At 68.9% G+C, this 16,200-nt stretch carries 10 protein-coding genes; 4 read left to right on the top strand and 6 right to left on the bottom strand.

The genetic code is table 11. The features are described 5' to 3' along the window. Nucleotides 1–39: 39 nt before the first annotated feature. A complete protein-coding gene (locus VFY73_RS16625; RefSeq protein ID WP_329720727.1) occupies nucleotides 40–4,926 on the top strand; it encodes a PA14 domain-containing protein in 4,887 nt (1,628 codons plus the stop codon). 112 nt (nucleotides 4,927–5,038) lie between these two features. Here VFY73_RS16625 and VFY73_RS16620 read toward each other — a convergent pair whose 3' ends face one another. The 6 genes from VFY73_RS16620 to VFY73_RS16595 form a co-directional block, all read right to left on the bottom strand. After that, nucleotides 5,039–7,999 (bottom strand): PAS domain-containing protein, encoded by a 2,961-nt coding sequence (locus VFY73_RS16620; protein ID WP_329720725.1) that lies wholly within the window; start codon nucleotides 7,997–7,999, stop codon nucleotides 5,039–5,041. 100 nt (nucleotides 8,000–8,099) lie between these two features. Then, nucleotides 8,100–9,395: a TRAP transporter large permease gene (locus VFY73_RS16615; protein ID WP_329720723.1), complete on the bottom strand. Its 1,296-nt coding sequence runs from the start codon at nucleotides 9,393–9,395 to the stop codon at nucleotides 8,100–8,102. A 40-nt stretch (nucleotides 9,396–9,435) separates the two neighbouring features. Continuing rightward, on the bottom strand, nucleotides 9,436–9,969 hold the full coding sequence (locus VFY73_RS16610) for a TRAP transporter small permease (RefSeq protein ID WP_329720721.1): 534 nt from the start codon (nucleotides 9,967–9,969) through the stop codon (nucleotides 9,436–9,438). After that, nucleotides 9,966–10,943: a TRAP transporter substrate-binding protein gene (locus VFY73_RS16605; RefSeq protein WP_329720719.1), complete on the bottom strand. Its 978-nt coding sequence runs from the start codon at nucleotides 10,941–10,943 to the stop codon at nucleotides 9,966–9,968. The genes VFY73_RS16610 and VFY73_RS16605 overlap by 4 nt, the downstream gene beginning before the upstream one ends. Nucleotides 10,944–10,983: 40 nt before the next feature. Continuing rightward, the gene (locus tag VFY73_RS16600; protein ID WP_329720717.1) at nucleotides 10,984–11,847 is read right to left on the bottom strand and encodes an SMP-30/gluconolactonase/LRE family protein; all 864 of its coding nucleotides are present in this window, start codon (nucleotides 11,845–11,847) and stop codon (nucleotides 10,984–10,986) included. Nucleotides 11,848–11,858: 11 nt separating this feature from the next. Then, nucleotides 11,859–12,689 carry an NAD(P)-dependent oxidoreductase gene (locus VFY73_RS16595; RefSeq protein ID WP_329720715.1) on the bottom strand — a complete coding sequence of 277 codons (831 nt, stop codon included), beginning with the start codon at nucleotides 12,687–12,689 and terminating at the stop codon, nucleotides 11,859–11,861. A 121-nt stretch (nucleotides 12,690–12,810) separates the two neighbouring features. On the opposite strand from VFY73_RS16595, the gene VFY73_RS16590 reads away from it, so the two are divergent. From VFY73_RS16590 to VFY73_RS16580, 3 genes are all read left to right on the top strand, one after another. Next, nucleotides 12,811–13,554 (top strand): FadR/GntR family transcriptional regulator, encoded by a 744-nt coding sequence (locus tag VFY73_RS16590; protein ID WP_329720713.1) that lies wholly within the window; start codon nucleotides 12,811–12,813, stop codon nucleotides 13,552–13,554. A gap of 176 nt (nucleotides 13,555–13,730) precedes the next feature. After that, on the top strand, nucleotides 13,731–14,642 hold the full coding sequence (gene kdgD / locus VFY73_RS16585; protein WP_329720711.1) for a 5-dehydro-4-deoxyglucarate dehydratase: 912 nt from the start codon (nucleotides 13,731–13,733) through the stop codon (nucleotides 14,640–14,642). A gap of 106 nt (nucleotides 14,643–14,748) precedes the next feature. After that, nucleotides 14,749–16,188, top strand: coding sequence for an aldehyde dehydrogenase family protein (locus tag VFY73_RS16580; RefSeq protein WP_329720709.1), 1,440 nt, complete (start codon nucleotides 14,749–14,751; stop codon nucleotides 16,186–16,188). Nucleotides 16,189–16,200 lie beyond the last annotated feature (12 nt).

Below are 16,200 nucleotides of genomic sequence, written 5' to 3'. Positions count from 1 at the left end.
CCTGAGAGAGAGACGGGTTGACCGCTGGAGGGCGGGGGTATGCAAGCGAAGTTTTGGGAATACGCGCCGGCGCGCGGCTGGCGCGCGGGCGCGTGGGCGCTGATCGGCGCCTGGGTGCTCAGTTCGTGTGGCGGCGACATCGAACCGGCCAGCGGTGAGTCGTCTTCGAAAGCAGCGGGTTTCGACCGGCGTGCTCGCGCGATGAATGTCGTGCCGACCAGCATGACCATCCCCGCCGATGCGACCCAGAAAGGCATGTTCGGGCGCCTGGCCAACTGGCCGGTGATCGCTGTGCACGCGGTGCTGATGCCCGACGGCCGCGTGATGAGCTACGGCACCAAGCCGGACGGCCAGCAGACGGGCTTCTTCAACTACGACCTGTGGGACAGCACCCAGCCGGTCGACAGCGGCCACACCACGCTGGCCAACGGCACCGCGACCGACATCTTCTGCAGCTCGCAGGTGCTGCTGCCCGATGCGGCGTCGACACGGGTCTTCATTGCCGGCGGCGACAACTGGACCGGCAGCGCGACGACCAACACCGGCAACAACAACAGCAACCTGCTGAGCGTCGCCGACAGTTCGTTGACGCGCGGCGTCAACATGAACCGGGCGCGCTGGTACTCCAGCTCGACCGTGCTGCTCAACGGCGAGGTGCTGGTGCAGGGCGGCTCGGGCGGTACCGACCGACCGGAGATCCGCGGTCGTGACGGCACCTTCCGGTTGCTGCACAACGCCGACACCAGCGGCCTGGACTTCATGTACCCGCGCAACTTCGTGGCTCCCGACGGCCGGGTGTTCGGCTACGACAGCAACGGCCGCATGTACTACCTGGACACGGGCAGCGGCGCGCTGACGATGGCCGGGCAGTTCGCTGGCGCGTACCGCGGCTCGGACGCGAGCGCGGCGATGTTCCGCCCCGGGCGCATCCTGCAGTTCGGCGGCGCCTCCAACGGTGCGGCGGTGATCGACATCACCGGCGGCGCACCGGTCGTCACGCCGACCCATTCGATGGCTTCACAACGCCGCCTCGCCACCGCCACGGTGCTGGCCGACGGGCGCGTGCTGGCCACTGGTGGCAGCCCGGTCTGGAACGACATCAACAACGCGGCGCTCAGCGCCGAGATCTGGAACCCGCAGACCGGCCAGTGGACGGTCGGTGCCACCGGCGCGGTCGCGCGGCTGTACCACTCGAACGCGCTGCTGCTGCCCGACGCCACCGTGCTGGTGGCCGGTGGCGGCGCGCCAGGCCCGTTGAACAACCTCAACGCCGAGATCTACTACCCGCCGTACCTGTTCACCGCCGACGGCCACGAAGCGCCCCGGCCGGCCATCGTCGCGACGCCGGACTACCTGCAGGTCGGCAAGACCGTGACCGTCGATGTCGACAGCACCAGCACGATCAGCCGTGTCACGCTGGTCAAGACCGGCTCGACGACACACGGCTGGAACATGGAGCAGCGCTTCGTCGAGCTGCCGTTCCGCGCCGAAGGCAACCGCCTGCGCGTGCAGGCACCGACCCGCGCCGCCGATGCGCCGCCGGGCTATTACCAGCTGTTCGTCTTCGACGCCAACGGCGTGCCGTCGGTCGCCAAGCTGCTGTTCATGGGCGTCGCCAGCAACCCCAACCCGGCGGTCGTGCCGGTGCTGGCGACGCCGTCCCACCAGACCAGCACGATCGGCACTTCGGTCGACCTGGCCTTGCAGGCCAGCGACCCGAACGGTGACACGCTGAGCTACAGCGCCGCCGGCCTGCCGCCCGGTCTGTCGATTGACGTGGCGACCGGCCGCATCACCGGCCAGCCGACGCAGGTAGGCAGCTACGACGTCGTGCTCGGCGTCAGCGACGGCTACAACGCCGCATCGACCACCTTCACCTGGCAGGTCAACGGCGACGTCTTGCTGCAGCTCAGCCCGGTCGTACCGGCGGGGCCGGTGCAGTCCGGCGCCGATGCGAGCTTCAACGCCAGCGCCTCCGGCAACGGTGTGCAGTACCAGTGGAACTTCGGAGACGGCAGTCCGTCCACCGAATGGTCGGATGGCGGCGGCGCGAGCCATACCTACACGCGCGCCGGCACTTACTTCGCCACCGTCACCGTGCGCGACGCCTATGGCACCCGACAGAGCCAGAGCTTTCTGCAGGCGGTCTACCTGCCGCCGACCGCGTTGCCGCCGACCTCGTCGGGCCCGGTGCTGACCGAGGCACAGACCGGCGTCAACACGCGCGTATGGGTCGTCAACCCCGACAACGACAGCGTCAGCGTGTTCGACCTGGCCGGCCGGACCAAGCTGGCCGAGGTCCATGTCGGCGCTGCGCCGCGCACGCTGGCACGTGCCGCCGATGGCCGCATCTGGGTGGCGAACCTGCGTGGCGCGAGCCTGAGCGTCATCGACCCCAACAGCTTCACCGTGACGGCGACGATCGCACTGCCGCGGGGCTCGCAACCCTACGCGGTGGCGATGTCACCCAGTGGCACACAGGCCTTCGTCACGCTCGAGGCGAGCGGCCAGCTGCTGCGCTTCGACACCGCCAACCGCGGCCAGACCGGCGCACTCGCCGTCGGCCCGCATGCGCGCCATGTGGCGGTCAGCGGCGACGGCTCGAAGGTCTACGTCTCGCGCTTCGTGACGCCGCCGCTGCCCGGCGAAGGCACCGCCACCGTCTCGCCGACCGCCGCCACCGGCGGCCAGTTGCTGGTGATCGACGCAGCGGCCATGAGCTTGCAGCGCACCATCGTGCTGCAGCACTCGGACAAGGTCGACGCGGAGACGCAAGGCCGCGGCATTCCGAACTATCTCGGTGCGTTGGCGATCTCACCGGACGGCACACAGGGCTTCGTGCCGAGCAAGCAGGACAACGTCAAGCGCGGTGCGCGCCGCGACGGCCTGCCGCTGAACTTCCAGAACACGATCCGCGCGATCAGCTCGCGCGTCGACCTGGCGGCGCAGGCGGAAGACCTGAATGGCCGCGTCGACCACGACAACGCCGGCCTGGCCAGTGCCGCGGTGTTCGACCCTCGCGGCGTCTACCTCTTCGTCGCGCTCGAAACCAGCCGCGAAGTCGCGCTGCTCGATGCGCACACGCGCTCGCAGCTGCTGCGTGTGGACGTCGGTCGCGCGCCGCAAGGCCTGGCACTGTCGCCGGATGGCTTGAGCCTGCTGGTCAGCAACTTCATGGACCGCACGGTCAGCATCATCGATCTGAAGCCGCTGGTCGAGCGTGGCCAGCTGAACCTGCCGGTCGCCGCAACGCTGTCAACCGTGGCGGTCGACAAGCTCGGCGCGCAGGTGTTGCAGGGCAAGCGCCTGTTCTACGACGCCCGTGATATCCGGCTGTCCCGCGACCGCTATGTCAGCTGCGCCGCGTGCCACCACGATGGCGCCGCCGACGGTCGCGTCTGGGACCTGAGCGACGGCGGCGAGGGCCTGCGCAACACGATCAACCTGCGCGGCCGGACGGCGATGGGCCAGGGCCCGCTGCACTGGAGTGCCAACTTCGACGAACTGCAAGACTTCGAGGGCCAGATCCGCCGCTTGCATGGCGGCACCGGCCTGATGAGCGACGCCGCGTACTTCGCCGGCACCCGCAGCCAGCCGTTGGGTGACGCGAAGGCCGGCCAGAGCGCCGACCTCGACGCGCTGGCGGCCTATGTCGCCTCGTTGTCGACCTTCGACCCGAGCCCGGCGCGTCCGGAGCCCGGCGCGCTCAGCAGCGCGGCCTCGGCCGGCAAGGCCGTTTTCCAGGCCCACAACTGCGCGGCCTGTCATGCGGGCCAGAGCTTCAGCCGCTCGGGGAGCCTGGGCCCCGTCGATGTCGGCACGCTCAAGCCGACCAGCGGCCAGCGCCTGGGTGGCGCGCTGACGGGGCTGGACGTGCCGACGCTGCGCGACGTGTGGGCGACTGCACCGTACCTGCACGACGGCTCGGCCGCAACGCTCGATGCCGCCGTGGCGGCGCACCGTGGCGTCGTGATGAGCGGTAACGACATGAGCAACCTCGTCGCCTACTTGCGAGAAATCGGCGGTGACGAAGTCTCGGCGCCCACCGGCCCCTCGGGCGGTGGCAGCGGCCTGAGCGGCCAGTACTTCAACAACATCAGCCTGAGCGGCGGCTACACCGTGTTGCGCAACGAAGCGGTCGACTTCGACTGGGGCGGCGGTGCTCCGGCCGCCGGCATCCCGGCCGACTACTTCTCGGTCCGTTGGACCGGCAAGCTGATCGCGCCGACCAGCGGCCTGTACACGCTGCGAACCTCGTCCGACGACGGTGTTCGGCTGTGGGTCAACGGTGCGCTGGTGATCGACAACTGGACCGACCATGCGCCGACCACCAATACCAGTGCAGCGATCGCGTTGACCGCTGGCGCACCGGCCGACATCCGCCTCGAGTATTACGAGCGGGGCGGCGGTGCGGTGATGCGCCTGCACTGGCTGCCGCCGGGCGCGACCACGTTCGCGGCGATCCCCGCTGCGCAGCTGACGCCCAGCATCGTCGGTGGCACCGGCCTGCTCGGCAGCTACTTCAACAACCGCAGCCTCAGCGGCACGCCGGCACTGACGCGCACCGAGGCGGTCGACTTCAACTGGGCCACGGGTTCACCAGGCACCGGTGTCGGCAGCGACAACTTCTCGGTCCGTTGGACCGGCACGATCGAGCCGACCGTCAGCGGCGTCTACACCTTCCAGACGGTGTCGGACGACGGCGTGCGGCTCAGCGTCAACGGCACGACCTTGATCAGCAACTGGACCGACCACGGCTCGACGACCAACACCTCGGGCGGCATCAGCCTGACCGCCGGCCGCCGCTACACGGTGACGCTGGAGTACTACGAGAACGGCGGCTACAGCGAGATGCGCTGGCGCTGGCGCGTGCCGGGCAGCAGCAGCCACGTGGCTGTGCCGGCGAACCGGCTGTACACGAACTGAGCGGCCGGTGCGGACATCTGTCAGGGACCTGACCTGAGCGACGGGCAACCGTTGCCCGGGCCGTCCCCGGCCACCGGCGGGCGTTCGGGCGGCTGGGCCAGGCGCGACAGGCTCAAGCAGGCCGCTGCACGCCGACGACGGTTCGCAGCGTGGCGATCAACCGGTCGATCTCGATCGGCTTGGCCACATGCGCCACCATGCCGCAGGCCAGGCACTGTGCGCGCTCTTCCGGCATCGCGTGGGCGGTTTGGCCGACGACGGGCAAGCCGGGCGCCAACTCGGCAATGCGACGGGTCGCCTCGATGCCGTCCATCACCGGCATTTGCACGTCCATCAGCACGACGTCGAACTCGCCTGGCGTCTGGCGGACCAGCCCTACCGCCTCGGCCCCGTCGCCGGCCATCCGCACCTGCGCGCCGGCCCGGGTCAGCAACTGCTCGATGACCATCTGATTGACGAGATTGTCTTCGGCCACCAGCAGGCGCATGCCCTGCAACGGCCGGCCCGACGCTGCCGTGCGGGCCGGGCCGGGCAGCAGCGCCGGCGGCAAGCGTGCCTCGCGCAGTGGCAACCGCAGTTCGAACTCGCTGCCCCGGCCCGGTGCCGAGCGTGCGGCCAGCCGGCCCCCCATCAGTTCAGCCAGCCGGCGGCTGATCGCCAGCCCGAGACCGGTGCCGCCGTAGCGCCGGGTGGTCGACGAGTCGGCCTGGCGAAAGGCGATGAAGAGCTGGTCGACCTGGTCGTCGCTCATCCCGATGCCGGTGTCGGTGACACGAAAGACCAGCGCGTCCCCGTCGCGCCCGACCCAGACCCGGATGCCGCCCTGGTTGGTGAACTTGACCGCGTTGGACAGCAGGTTGGCCAGAATCTGTTGCAGCCTCAGTGGATCGGTCAGGCAGGCTGCGGGCAGGTCCTGGCTGCGCGTGACGTCGAGCGTCAATCCCTTGGCCAGCGCGCTGTCGCGCACCAGCGCCACCGCGCCTTCGGTCGTCTCGACCGGGTCGACCGGGATCGACTCGATGTCCAGCCGCTCGGCCTCGATCTTCGAATAGTCGAGCACGTCGTTGACCACGCCCAGCAGCAGGCGGCCCGATTCGAGGATCCGGGCGTAGCCGGCCTGCGCCGGCTGGCCGAAGGTCTGGTCGAAGCCGATCTGCGCGAAACCGAGGATGCCGTTCAGTGGCGTGCGGATCTCGTGGCTCATCGTCGCCAGGAATTCGCTGCGCTGGCGTGCGATGCGCTCGGCTTCCAGCCGGGCCGCCTCGCGGGCCTGCTCCAACGCACGGCGTTCAGAGATGTTGCGCACCACGGCCACCACCTCGCCGTCGCCCGCCGGAAGGAAGCGGGCTTCGAAGTGGCGCTCGCCGCCCTCGAAGGGCAGGGCATATTCGATCGAGTGCATCGAGGCGCCGACGGCCACCTGACGCAGCGCGTCCGAAACCAGCGCGCTGGCCTCGGGCGGCAGCAGCTCGGGCATGCGGTGGCCGCGCAATTGCTCGGGTGGCACCGACAAGTCTTCGGGCCGGCTGGTGCGGTGGTCGAGGATGGTGCCGTCGGCAGCCATGCGGAAGTACAGGTCGGGCAGGGCCTGGAAGATGCTGTTCAGCTCCAGGCTGCGGCGCGAGACCTCCTGCTCCAGATCCTGTGCCTGCTGCGCCAGCAGTCGGGTGGCCTCGCGCTGCAGCGTGATGTCGACGAAGCTGCACAGCATGCAGTCGTCGGCGCCGATCTTGACCCGCACCGCGGCAAACGCAACGTCGCACACCGTGCCGTCCTTGCGCCGAAAGCGCGACTCGATGACGTCGAGATGGCCTTGTTCCTTCAGCCGGGCCAGGGCGGTCGAGCGCAGGTCGAGGTCGCACCACAGTCCCAGGCCGACGCCGTTGTGACCCAGAACCTCATCGCGGTCATAGCCGAACATCTGCAGCCAGGCGCGGTTGACATCGGCGAAGCGCTGGTCGCTCATCAGGCCCAGCGCCAGGCCGACCGGGCTGGTCTGGAACAGCACCGAAAAGCGGGCCTCGCTCTGGCGCAGCGCATGCATCGCCTGTTCGCGGTTGGCCTCGGCCTCGGCCGCACCCCAGGCCAGGCCGAGCTGGGAGCCCAGCCGGGCCAGCAACTCGACCTGCTCATCGTCGAAGAAGTCGGGCTGGCGCGAATAGACCAGCAGCACCGCGCGCGTGTCATCGCCGACCTTGATCGGAAAGCCGCCGGCCGCTGCCAGCCCGAAGCGCTGCGCCAGCTCGCGCCACGGCGCCATGCTGTCGTCGCGGCCAAAGTCGTGCGCGACGCGCGGCTGGCCTTCGCGGAACGCGCGGCCGCCGGGCCCACGGCCATGGGCATCGTCGTCCATGGACAGCCTGGTCTGGTCGGCGTACGCCGCGGCGTCACCGGCGCGTGCGACCGGGCGCAGCAGGCGACGCACCGGGTCCGGCTCGCCGATCCAGGCCAGCGGCAGCCCGCCGTCGTCGACCACCACCTGGCAGACCTGCTCGAACAAGCGGCGGCGGCTCGGCCGGGCGGCGATCAGGCTGTTGACCTCGGTCAGCACCTTGTAGAGCCGGTTGATGCGGATCAGCCGCCGCTCGGCCGCGCGCTGCACGCTCATGTCTCGTGCCACCCCAAGCACGCCGATCACCCGGCCGGTGGAGTCGCGCAGCGGTGTTTTGATGACCTCGTACGAGCCCATCTCGTTATCCGGGCCGGGCATCTGTTGCTCGATGCGGATCGGGCCGTCCGCCGCCAACGCGGCGAGGTCGTTGCGGCGAAAGTCCTCGGCACGTGCATGGGTGGTCAAGTCGGCATCGACGCGACCGAGCACGTCTTCTTCACGACGACCCAGCAGGTGGGCCAGCGCGGGGTTGCAAAAGCGGTAGACGCCTTGCAGGTCTTTCAGCCACACCAGGTCGGGCAGCGTGCTGACGAGGGTGTGCAGGCGCTGGCGTTCATCGACCAGCTCACGGGTGCGCCGCGCAACGATGCGGCGCATCGTCAAGCCCCAGAGCAGGGCCAGCAGCCCCAGGACGACCGCCATGGCCAACCAGAAGGCAACGGCACCGTGCTCTGCAGCCATCGGAGAATTACAGCACGGCGCCGTTTCGCGCGACAAGCAGGGCTCGCACGAAGGCCCGTGCCGCCCTTCACGGGCGCTGCCGGGGAAGGTGGTCAGCGGCTCAGGGCGAGCCGCCGTTCAGCAGCAGGTTGGGCAACCCCATCGAAACCGCCGGCACATAGGTGACCAGCATCAGCGCGACGATCAGCCCGCCGTAGAACGGCCAGATCGTCTTCATCACCGTGCCGACCGAGACGCCGCCGATCGCGCAGCCGACGAACTGGGTAGTGCCCACCGGCGGCGTGTTCAGGCCCAGCGCACAGTTGATCAGCATCACGACGCCGAATTGCTCGGTGCTCATGCCGAACTGCTGGCAGATCGGCAGGAAGATCGGCGTGCAGATCAGGATCGTCGCCGCCATGTCGAGGAAGGTGCCGAGCACGAACAGGATCACGTTGACGAGCAGGAAGATCACCCACGGCTCGGAGCTCATCGACGCGAGCAGCTTGCCGGTGAGTTCCGCCACGCCGTACAGCCCGATCAGGTAACCGAACATCGACGAGATGCCGATCAGCAGCAGCACGGTGCCGGTGGTCTTGACCGCCTTCGCGGCGGCCTTCATGAACTGCTCGCGCGTCAGCTTCTTGTAGACGATGGCAGCGAGGAACAGCGCCCACAGCACCGCGACCGAGGCCGACTCGGTGGCGGTGAACGCGCCGGACAGGATGCCGGCGACGATGATCGCGACCACCGCGAGCCCCGGCAGCGCCTGCGCGAACGAACGGCCGACGATGGCCCAGCCGGGGAAGGTGCCGGCCGGGTAGCCACGCCTGACCGCCACCGCATAGGCGGCGACCAGGTTGCAGGCCGTCAGCAGCAGCGCGGGCACGATGCCGGCCAGGATCAGCGCGGCGATGCTGACCTTGCCGCTGGCCGCGAGCGCGAAGATGATCAGGTTGTGTGAGGTCGGCATCAGCGCGCCGACCAGCGAGGCATGGGTCGTCACGTTGACCGCGTAGTCGGCGTGGTAACCATCTTTCTTCATCTGCGGGATCAGCACCGCGCCCATCGCCGACACGTCGGCCACCGGCGAGCCGGAGACACCGCCGAACAGCGTGCACGCCAGCACGTTGCTCATCCCCAGGCCGCCGCGCACATGGCCGGCCAGGCTCTTGGCAAACGCGACGATGCAGTCGGCGATGCCGCCGTACATCATGATCTCGCCGGCGAAGATGAAGAACGGGATCGCCAGGAACGAGAACGGGTTCATGCCCGAGATCATTTGCTGGAAGCCCACGGCCAGCGGCAGCCCTTCGTACAGCAGCGTGGCCAGCGCCGACAGCCCGATCGAGAACGCGACCGGCACGCCCATCAACAGCAGCAGCGTGAAGCTGATGCACAGGATGCTCAGTGCCATCAGGCGTCGTCCGTTGTCGTGAGGTGAGCAAAGCCTGGCATCACCATGCCGACTCGACCTCGGTGCCCCGGACCAAGGCCAGGATGTGTTCGAGCGAGAACATCGCGACCAGCACGCCGGCCAACGCCGGCGGCGCGTACTTGAAGGCCTCGGAGATGCCCAGCGTCGGGATCTTGTAGCCCGCGACCGACTCGGCCAGCAACGCGCAGTTCCACGCCATCACCAGGCCGAAGGTGCCGACCAGCGCGTGGATCATGTATTCCATCGTGTGGCGAACCTGGGCCGGTGCCAGCACCAGGAACGATTCGAGCCCGATGTGGCTGGCCTCGCGCACGCCGACCGCCATGCCCAGCATCGTCACGTACAGCACCAGCAGCACGGCGCCGCTCTCGGCCCAGGTGGGCGTGTCGTTGAAGACATAGCGGCCGACCACCTGGTACAGCACCGCGATCACCAGCAGCACCAGCCCGGCAATGCCGATGCGCATGCATACGCGGGCGATCGCTGCGCACAGCCGGCTGTAGGCGGGCGCCCGCGGCGGGGTGATCAGGTCGATCAAGGCAGCGTCGGTCATTGAGTGGCCTGGATGCGCTTGACCAGATCCTGCAGCTTCGGGTCTTTCAGGAACTTGTCGTAGACCGGCTTCATCGCCGCCTGGAAGCTGGCCTTGTCGACGTCGACGACCTGCGCGCCGCCGGCCTTCACGGTGGCGAGCGACTTCGCTTCGCGCTCGTCCCACAACTTGCGCATGTAGCCGACCGACTCCTTCGCCGCGGCGCGGATGGCCTGCTGCTCATTGGCCGGCAGCGTGTCCCACACGCGCTTGGAGAACAGCAGGATCTCCGGCGCCATCGAGTGCTCGGTCTTGTTGTAGAACTTGGCGACTTCGAACTGGCGCGAGCTCTCGTAGCTCGGGTAGTTGTTCTCGGCCGCATCGACCAGGCCGGTCTTCAGCGCGGTGTAGACCTCGCCGAACGGCATTGGCGTGGCATTCGCGCCCATCGCGTCGATCAGCGAGACCCACAGGTCACTCTGCTGCACGCGGATCTTCAGGCCCTTGGCGTCGGCCAGCGTCTTCACCGGCTTCTTGACGGTGTAGATCGAGCGCGAGCCCGAGTCGTAGAACGCGAGGCCGATGAAGCCCTGCGCTTCGCAGTCCTTCAGGATCTCGTCGCCGATCGCGCCGTCCAGCACCTTGCGCATGTGCTCGGTCGAGCGGAACAGGAACGGCATCGTCGGCACCATCGTCGCCGGACAGATGTTGTTCATCGGCGCGACGTTGACGCGCGTCATCGCGATCGCGCCGAGCTTGGTCTGCTCGATCGTGTCCTTCTCGGCACCGAGCGCGGATTTTGCATAGACCTTGATCGTGTGCTTGCCGTTGGTCGCCTTGGCCAGGGTCTCGCCCATGTGGCGCACGGCCTGCACGGTCGGGTAGTCGTCCGGGTGGATGTCGGACGAGCGGAATTCGGTGGCCTGCGCGGGCGCCGCCCACGCGATCAACGAAACCAGCAGCGAGGCGGTGAAGAAACGGGTGGGATGGGGCATGGGTTGTCTCCGCGTCTGATGGTGTGGGGTGCGAACGGGATCAAGGCCGCCACGGCGTTTCAGGCAGGCCTTGGATACCGGGGCGGGTGATGAAGACGGCGCCGGCGTCGGGGCTGGTGTCGCCCGGCGGCCGGATGCTGGTGATCAGCAACTCGTCCAGGTGGGGCCCACCAAAGCTACACATCGAAGGCTTGGGCGTCGGCACGGCGAGCGAGCGGTCCAGCCGGCCATCGGGCGTGAAGCGGTGGATGAGGCCGGCGTCGTTGGCGCAGATCCAGTAGCACCCGTCGATGTCGATCGCCGCGCCGTCGGGCCGGCCGGGGTGCTGGTTCATGTCGACGAACAGCCGCCGGTTCAGCGGCCGGCCATGCGCGTCGAGGTCGAAGGTCCAGATCTGCTGCGAGCGCGGGTGGCTGTCGCTGAGGTACATCGTGTGGTTGTCTGCGCTGAAGGCCAGCCCGTTCGGCACGATCAGCGCGTCGACCAGCGGCGCACTCAGGCCCTGCGCATCCAGCCGGTACAGCGCGCCCACGTGCTGCGCGGCGGCCATGTCGCGCAGCATCGTGCCGGCGAAGAAGCGGCCGGCGCGGTCGCAGCGGCCGTCGTTGAAGCGCATGCCCGGCAGCAAGTGGGTCACGCCGGCCAACGGGGTGGTGGCCGGCGCGCCGTCGTCCTGCGGGCGCAGATGCACGATGCGGGCCTCGAGGCCGGCGACGAGGCCCCCATCGGCATGCAAGGCGAGGCAGGCGATCCGCTCACCGAGCGCCCAGCTCTGCAGGCGTGCGCCGCGCCAGCGCCGCAAGGCGCAGCCTTCGATGTCGACCCAGTACCAGGCCGCTTCGCCGGCGTGCCACAAGGGGCTTTCGCCGACGCTGTCATGGTGGCCGGGCACCAGCCGGTCCATCGTCGGCGCCCTCAGTCGAACGGGCCGGTGCGCACGAAGGCACCGCCCTGGTAGAGCGCGGCGGGGTCGCCGGTGTCCAGCGTCGGCTCGGCCGCCTCGAGCGCGGCGCGAAAGGGCTCCGAGCTGTCTTGGGGGCGGTAGCCGATGTGCCGGGCGCCGGTGTTGTCCCACCAGCCGGTCGTGTTGTCGGACAGGCCGTAGATGACCGAGAAGCCCACCACCGGCGCGGTGAGGCTGGCCACCACCAGCCGCTCCAGGTCGTCATAGCTGAGCCAGGTGGCGAGCATGCGGCGGTTCTTCGGCTCGGCGAACGACGAACCGATGCGCAGGCAGACCGTTTCGATGCCGTGGCGGTCGAAGTACAGCCGGGCCAGGTTCTCGCCAAAAGCCTTGGACAGGCCGTACAGGCCGTCGGGCCGCACCGGGTCATGCGGCGAGATCACCTCGTCTTGCCGGTAGAAGCCGGTCACATGGTTCGAGCTGGCGAAAACGATGCGTTTGACGCCGTGCTTGCGCGCGGCCTCGTAGAGATGAAAGGCGCCCTCGATGTTGGCGCGCAGGATCGGCGCCCAGGGCTGTTCGGTCGACACGCCGCCCAGGTGCACGACCGCATCGACCCCGTCCAGCAGTGCGTGGACCGCGGTGGCGTCTTCGAGCCGTGCGGGCTGCAGCTCCTCATGGGCCGCGGCTTCGCCGAGTGCTTCGATGTCCGACAGCCGCAACCGCCGGCAATAGGCGGCCAGGCGCGGCCGCAGCGTGCAGCCCAACCCACCAGCGGCGCCGGTCAACAGCAAACGGCTGAAACGGATGGAAGTCGGATGGGCGGGCGAGTCGGGCGGCATGGACGGCAAAACCTTCGCTACAGTGACAACCAGGCTTGTGGACTGTCATCGGTTGTCGTACAACTTGAGTCGACTGTACGGCCCTGATGCGACACGCCCCATAGGGATAACACCAAGCACGATGAGCCTGACCCCGCCGACCCGCCGCAAGCCCCGCACGCTGGCCCTGGAGCTGGTCGAGGCCCTGGGCGACCGCGTCCGCGACGGCCGCCTGTCCCCCGGCGACAAGCTGCCGACCGAGGCCGCGATCATGGGCGAATTCAACGTCAGCCGCACGGTGGTCCGCGAGGCGATCTCAAAGCTGCAGGCCTCGGGCCTGGTCGAGACGCGACATGGCATCGGCACCTTCGTGATCGGCCTGGGCGATGCGCCCGGGTTCAAGCTCGGACCGGAGCAGTTCAACACCTTGCGCGACGTGATCGCGGTGCTGGAGTTGCGCATCGGCGTCGAGACCGAGGCGGCCGCGCTCGCCGCGCAGCGACGTACGGCGGCGAACCTGGCCGCGATGCGCCAGGCGCTGGACACGGTGGCGCAGGCGGTGAATGAAGGGCGCGATGCGGTGAGCGCGGACTTCCAGTTCCACCTCGAGATTGCGCGTGCGACGCAGAACAGCCACTTCGCCGACATGATGACCACGCTCGGCAGCTCGATCATTCCGCGGGCCCGGTTGACCCAAGCCGAAGGGGCGGACGAGCCGATGAGCGATGAGCGCCGACAGTACCTGCGTCGCGTCAACGCCGAGCACGAGAGCATCTACGACGCCATCGTCGCCGGCGATGCCGACGCGGCCCGCGCGGCGATGCGCACCCACCTGGCAAACAGCCGGGAGCGTCGGCGCCGGGCGCAGCAGGCTGAGCCTCGCTGAGCGCAGGCCGAGCCGGCCGACAGGCGCCGTGCGCTCGGCTCGGCCGGTGCGCGGCGTGGCGGCATGCCGCGGATGGTGAATCTACGCAGTCCCACGTAGACAGTTGCATCAGGTAAGTTGTACGATGACATACAACATAACGCCAATTGGCACTGTCAACCCCCGGAGGCCTGGTCATGTCACCCCAAGAACTTAAGCGCGTGCTGCAAGCGGGCCTGTTGTCGTTTCCGTTGACCGACTTCGATGCCCAGCTGCGTTTCGCGCCGCGGCCCTATGCCGAGCGGTTGGAGTGGCTGCAGCCCTATGGTGCGTCGGCGCTGTTCGCCGCCGGCGGCACCGGCGAGTTCTTTTCGCTCGAACCGCAGGAGTACGCCGAGGTGATCCAGGTCGCGCTGGACACCTGTCGCGGCCGCACGCCGATCGTTGCCGGCGCAGGCGGAGGCACCACGCTGGCGATCAAGTACGCGCAAGAGGCCGAGCGGCTCGGCGCGCAGGGCATCCTGCTGCTGCCGCACTACCTGACCGAGGCCAGCCAGGAAGGGCTGGTCGCGCATGTCGAGGCGGTCTGCCGGAGCGTCAGGTTCGGTGTCATCGTCTACAACCGTGGCGCTTGCCGCCTGACGCCGACGAGCCTGCTGGCCCTGGCCGAGCGCTGCCCGAACCTGATCGGCTTCAAGGACGGTGTCGGCGACATCGAAAAGTTCGTCGCCATCCGCCAGACACTGGGCGAGCGCTTCGCCTACCTGGGCGGCTTGCCGACCGCCGAGGTCTTCGCCGGCGCCTACAAGGCGATGGGCTGCCCGGTGTACTCGTCGGCGGTCTTCAACTTCATTCCGACGACGGCGATGGACTTCTACAACGCACATGCCAGTGGCGACACCGCGACCTGCGACCGCCTCGTGCGCGACTTCTTCCTGCCCTACATCGCGCTGCGCAACCAGGGCGAGGGCTATGCCGTGTCCATCGTCAAAGCCGGCGCGACCATCGTCGGGCACTCGGCCGGCCCGGTGCGTCCGCCGCTGTCGGACCTGAAGACCGCCGAGGTCGGCGCGCTGGCCAAGCTGATCGCCAGGCTCGGCCCGCAGTAGCGCCCGCGCCCGCATCGTCGTCGCTGCGCCGCACAATCCAGCCCATGCCGCCCGCCGCACTGGTTCAGTGCCTCGCGGGCGCTTCCCATTCCAAAGAGGAGATCCCATGAAGCTGAACCTGATCGGCGGTGCCTGGACCGAAGGCCCGCGCAGCTACCGCAACATCAACCCGTCGGACACGCGCGACGTGGTCGGTGACTACACCGTCGCCGGCCGGGAGCAGGCGCTCGACGCCGTGGCCGCCGCGCATGCCGCGTTCCCGGCCTGGAGCCTGTCGACGCCGCAGCAACGCTTCGACGCACTGGACGCCGCAGGCAGCGAGATCCTCGCGCGCAAGGCCGAGCTGGGTGACCTGCTGGCGCGCGAAGAAGGCAAGACGCTGCCCGAGGCGGTGGGCGAGGTCGTTCGGGCCGGCAACATCTTCAAGTTCTTCGCCGGCGAGGCACTGCGCACCGCCGGCGAGGTCGTGCCCTCGGTGCGCCCGGGCGTCGGCGTCGAGGTGACCCGCGAGCCGCTGGGCGTGATCGGCATCATCACGCCGTGGAATTTCCCGATCGCGATCCCGGCGTGGAAGATCGCGCCGGCGCTCGCCTACGGCAACTGCGTGGTGTTCAAGCCGGCCGAGCTGGTGCCGGGCTCGGCCTGGGCGTTGGCCGACATCCTGTCGCGCGCCGGCATTCCGCCGGGCGTGTTCAACCTGGTGATGGGCCGCGGCTCCGATGTGGGCGCGGTGCTGCTCGAAGACGATCGCGTCGCCGGCATCAGCTTCACTGGCTCTGTCGCGACCGGCAAGCGGGTGGCGGCAGCAGCCGTCGCACGAGGCGCCAAGGTGCAGCTCGAGATGGGCGGCAAGAACCCGTTCGTCGTGCTCGACGATGCCGACCTGGGCGTGGCCGTCGGCGCGGCGATCAACTCCGGCTTTTTCTCGACCGGTCAGCGCTGCACCGCGTCGTCGCGCATCATCGTCACCGAAGGCATCCACGACCGTTTCGTCGCCGCGATGGTCGACCGCATGGCCACGCTGAAGATCGGCGATGCACGTGCGCAAGGCACCGACATCGGCCCGGTGGTCGACGGCAGCCAGCTGGCGCAGGACCTGGAGTACATCGCGATCGGCCAGGCCGAAGGCGCGAAGCTCGCTGCCGGCGGCCAGGCCATGCCCACCAACGCCGACGGCGCACCCGGCCACTACCTGACGCCGGCGCTGTTCACCGAAACCACCGCCTCGATGCGCATCAACCGCGAAGAGATCTTCGGCCCGGTCGCCAGCGTGCTGCGGGCGAAGAACTACGAGGAGGCGCTGGCCTTCGCCAACGACACGGCCTTCGGCCTGTCGGCCGGCATCGCGACCACGTCGCTGAAGCACGCCACGCACTTCAAGCGCCACGCGCAGGCCGGCATGGTGATGGTCAACCTGCCGACCGCGGGGGTCGACTACCACGTGCCGTTCGGCGGCCGCAAAGGCTCAAGCTACGGGCCGCGCGAGCAGGGGCGGTATGCGGCCGAGTTCTACACGACGGTGAAGACGGCCTATACCTTGGCTTGACTGCTGGCCCGA

Source organism: Ideonella sp. (genome assembly GCF_036277275.1).
Taxonomy (GTDB): Bacteria; Pseudomonadota; Gammaproteobacteria; order Burkholderiales; family Burkholderiaceae_C; genus Ideonella.
This window is presented reverse-complemented; position numbering and strand designations above follow the sequence as displayed.

What these genes read in the sequence shown, in the direction of transcription:
- VFY73_RS16625 (WP_329720727.1), top strand. Translation starts at nt 40, where the DNA reads ATGCAAGCGAAGTTTTGGGAATACGCGCCGGCGCGCGGCTGGCGCGCG.
- VFY73_RS16620 (WP_329720725.1), bottom strand. Translation starts at nt 7,999, where the DNA reads ATGGCTGCAGAGCACGGTGCCGTTGCCTTCTGGTTGGCCATGGCGGTC.
- VFY73_RS16615 (WP_329720723.1), bottom strand. Translation starts at nt 9,395, where the DNA reads ATGGCACTGAGCATCCTGTGCATCAGCTTCACGCTGCTGCTGTTGATG.
- VFY73_RS16610 (WP_329720721.1), bottom strand. Translation starts at nt 9,969, where the DNA reads ATGACCGACGCTGCCTTGATCGACCTGATCACCCCGCCGCGGGCGCCC.
- VFY73_RS16605 (WP_329720719.1), bottom strand. Translation starts at nt 10,943, where the DNA reads ATGCCCCATCCCACCCGTTTCTTCACCGCCTCGCTGCTGGTTTCGTTG.
- VFY73_RS16600 (WP_329720717.1), bottom strand. Translation starts at nt 11,847, where the DNA reads ATGGACCGGCTGGTGCCCGGCCACCATGACAGCGTCGGCGAAAGCCCC.
- VFY73_RS16595 (WP_329720715.1), bottom strand. Translation starts at nt 12,689, where the DNA reads ATGCCGCCCGACTCGCCCGCCCATCCGACTTCCATCCGTTTCAGCCGT.
- VFY73_RS16590 (WP_329720713.1), top strand. Translation starts at nt 12,811, where the DNA reads ATGAGCCTGACCCCGCCGACCCGCCGCAAGCCCCGCACGCTGGCCCTG.
- kdgD (WP_329720711.1), top strand. Translation starts at nt 13,731, where the DNA reads ATGTCACCCCAAGAACTTAAGCGCGTGCTGCAAGCGGGCCTGTTGTCG.
- VFY73_RS16580 (WP_329720709.1), top strand. Translation starts at nt 14,749, where the DNA reads ATGAAGCTGAACCTGATCGGCGGTGCCTGGACCGAAGGCCCGCGCAGC.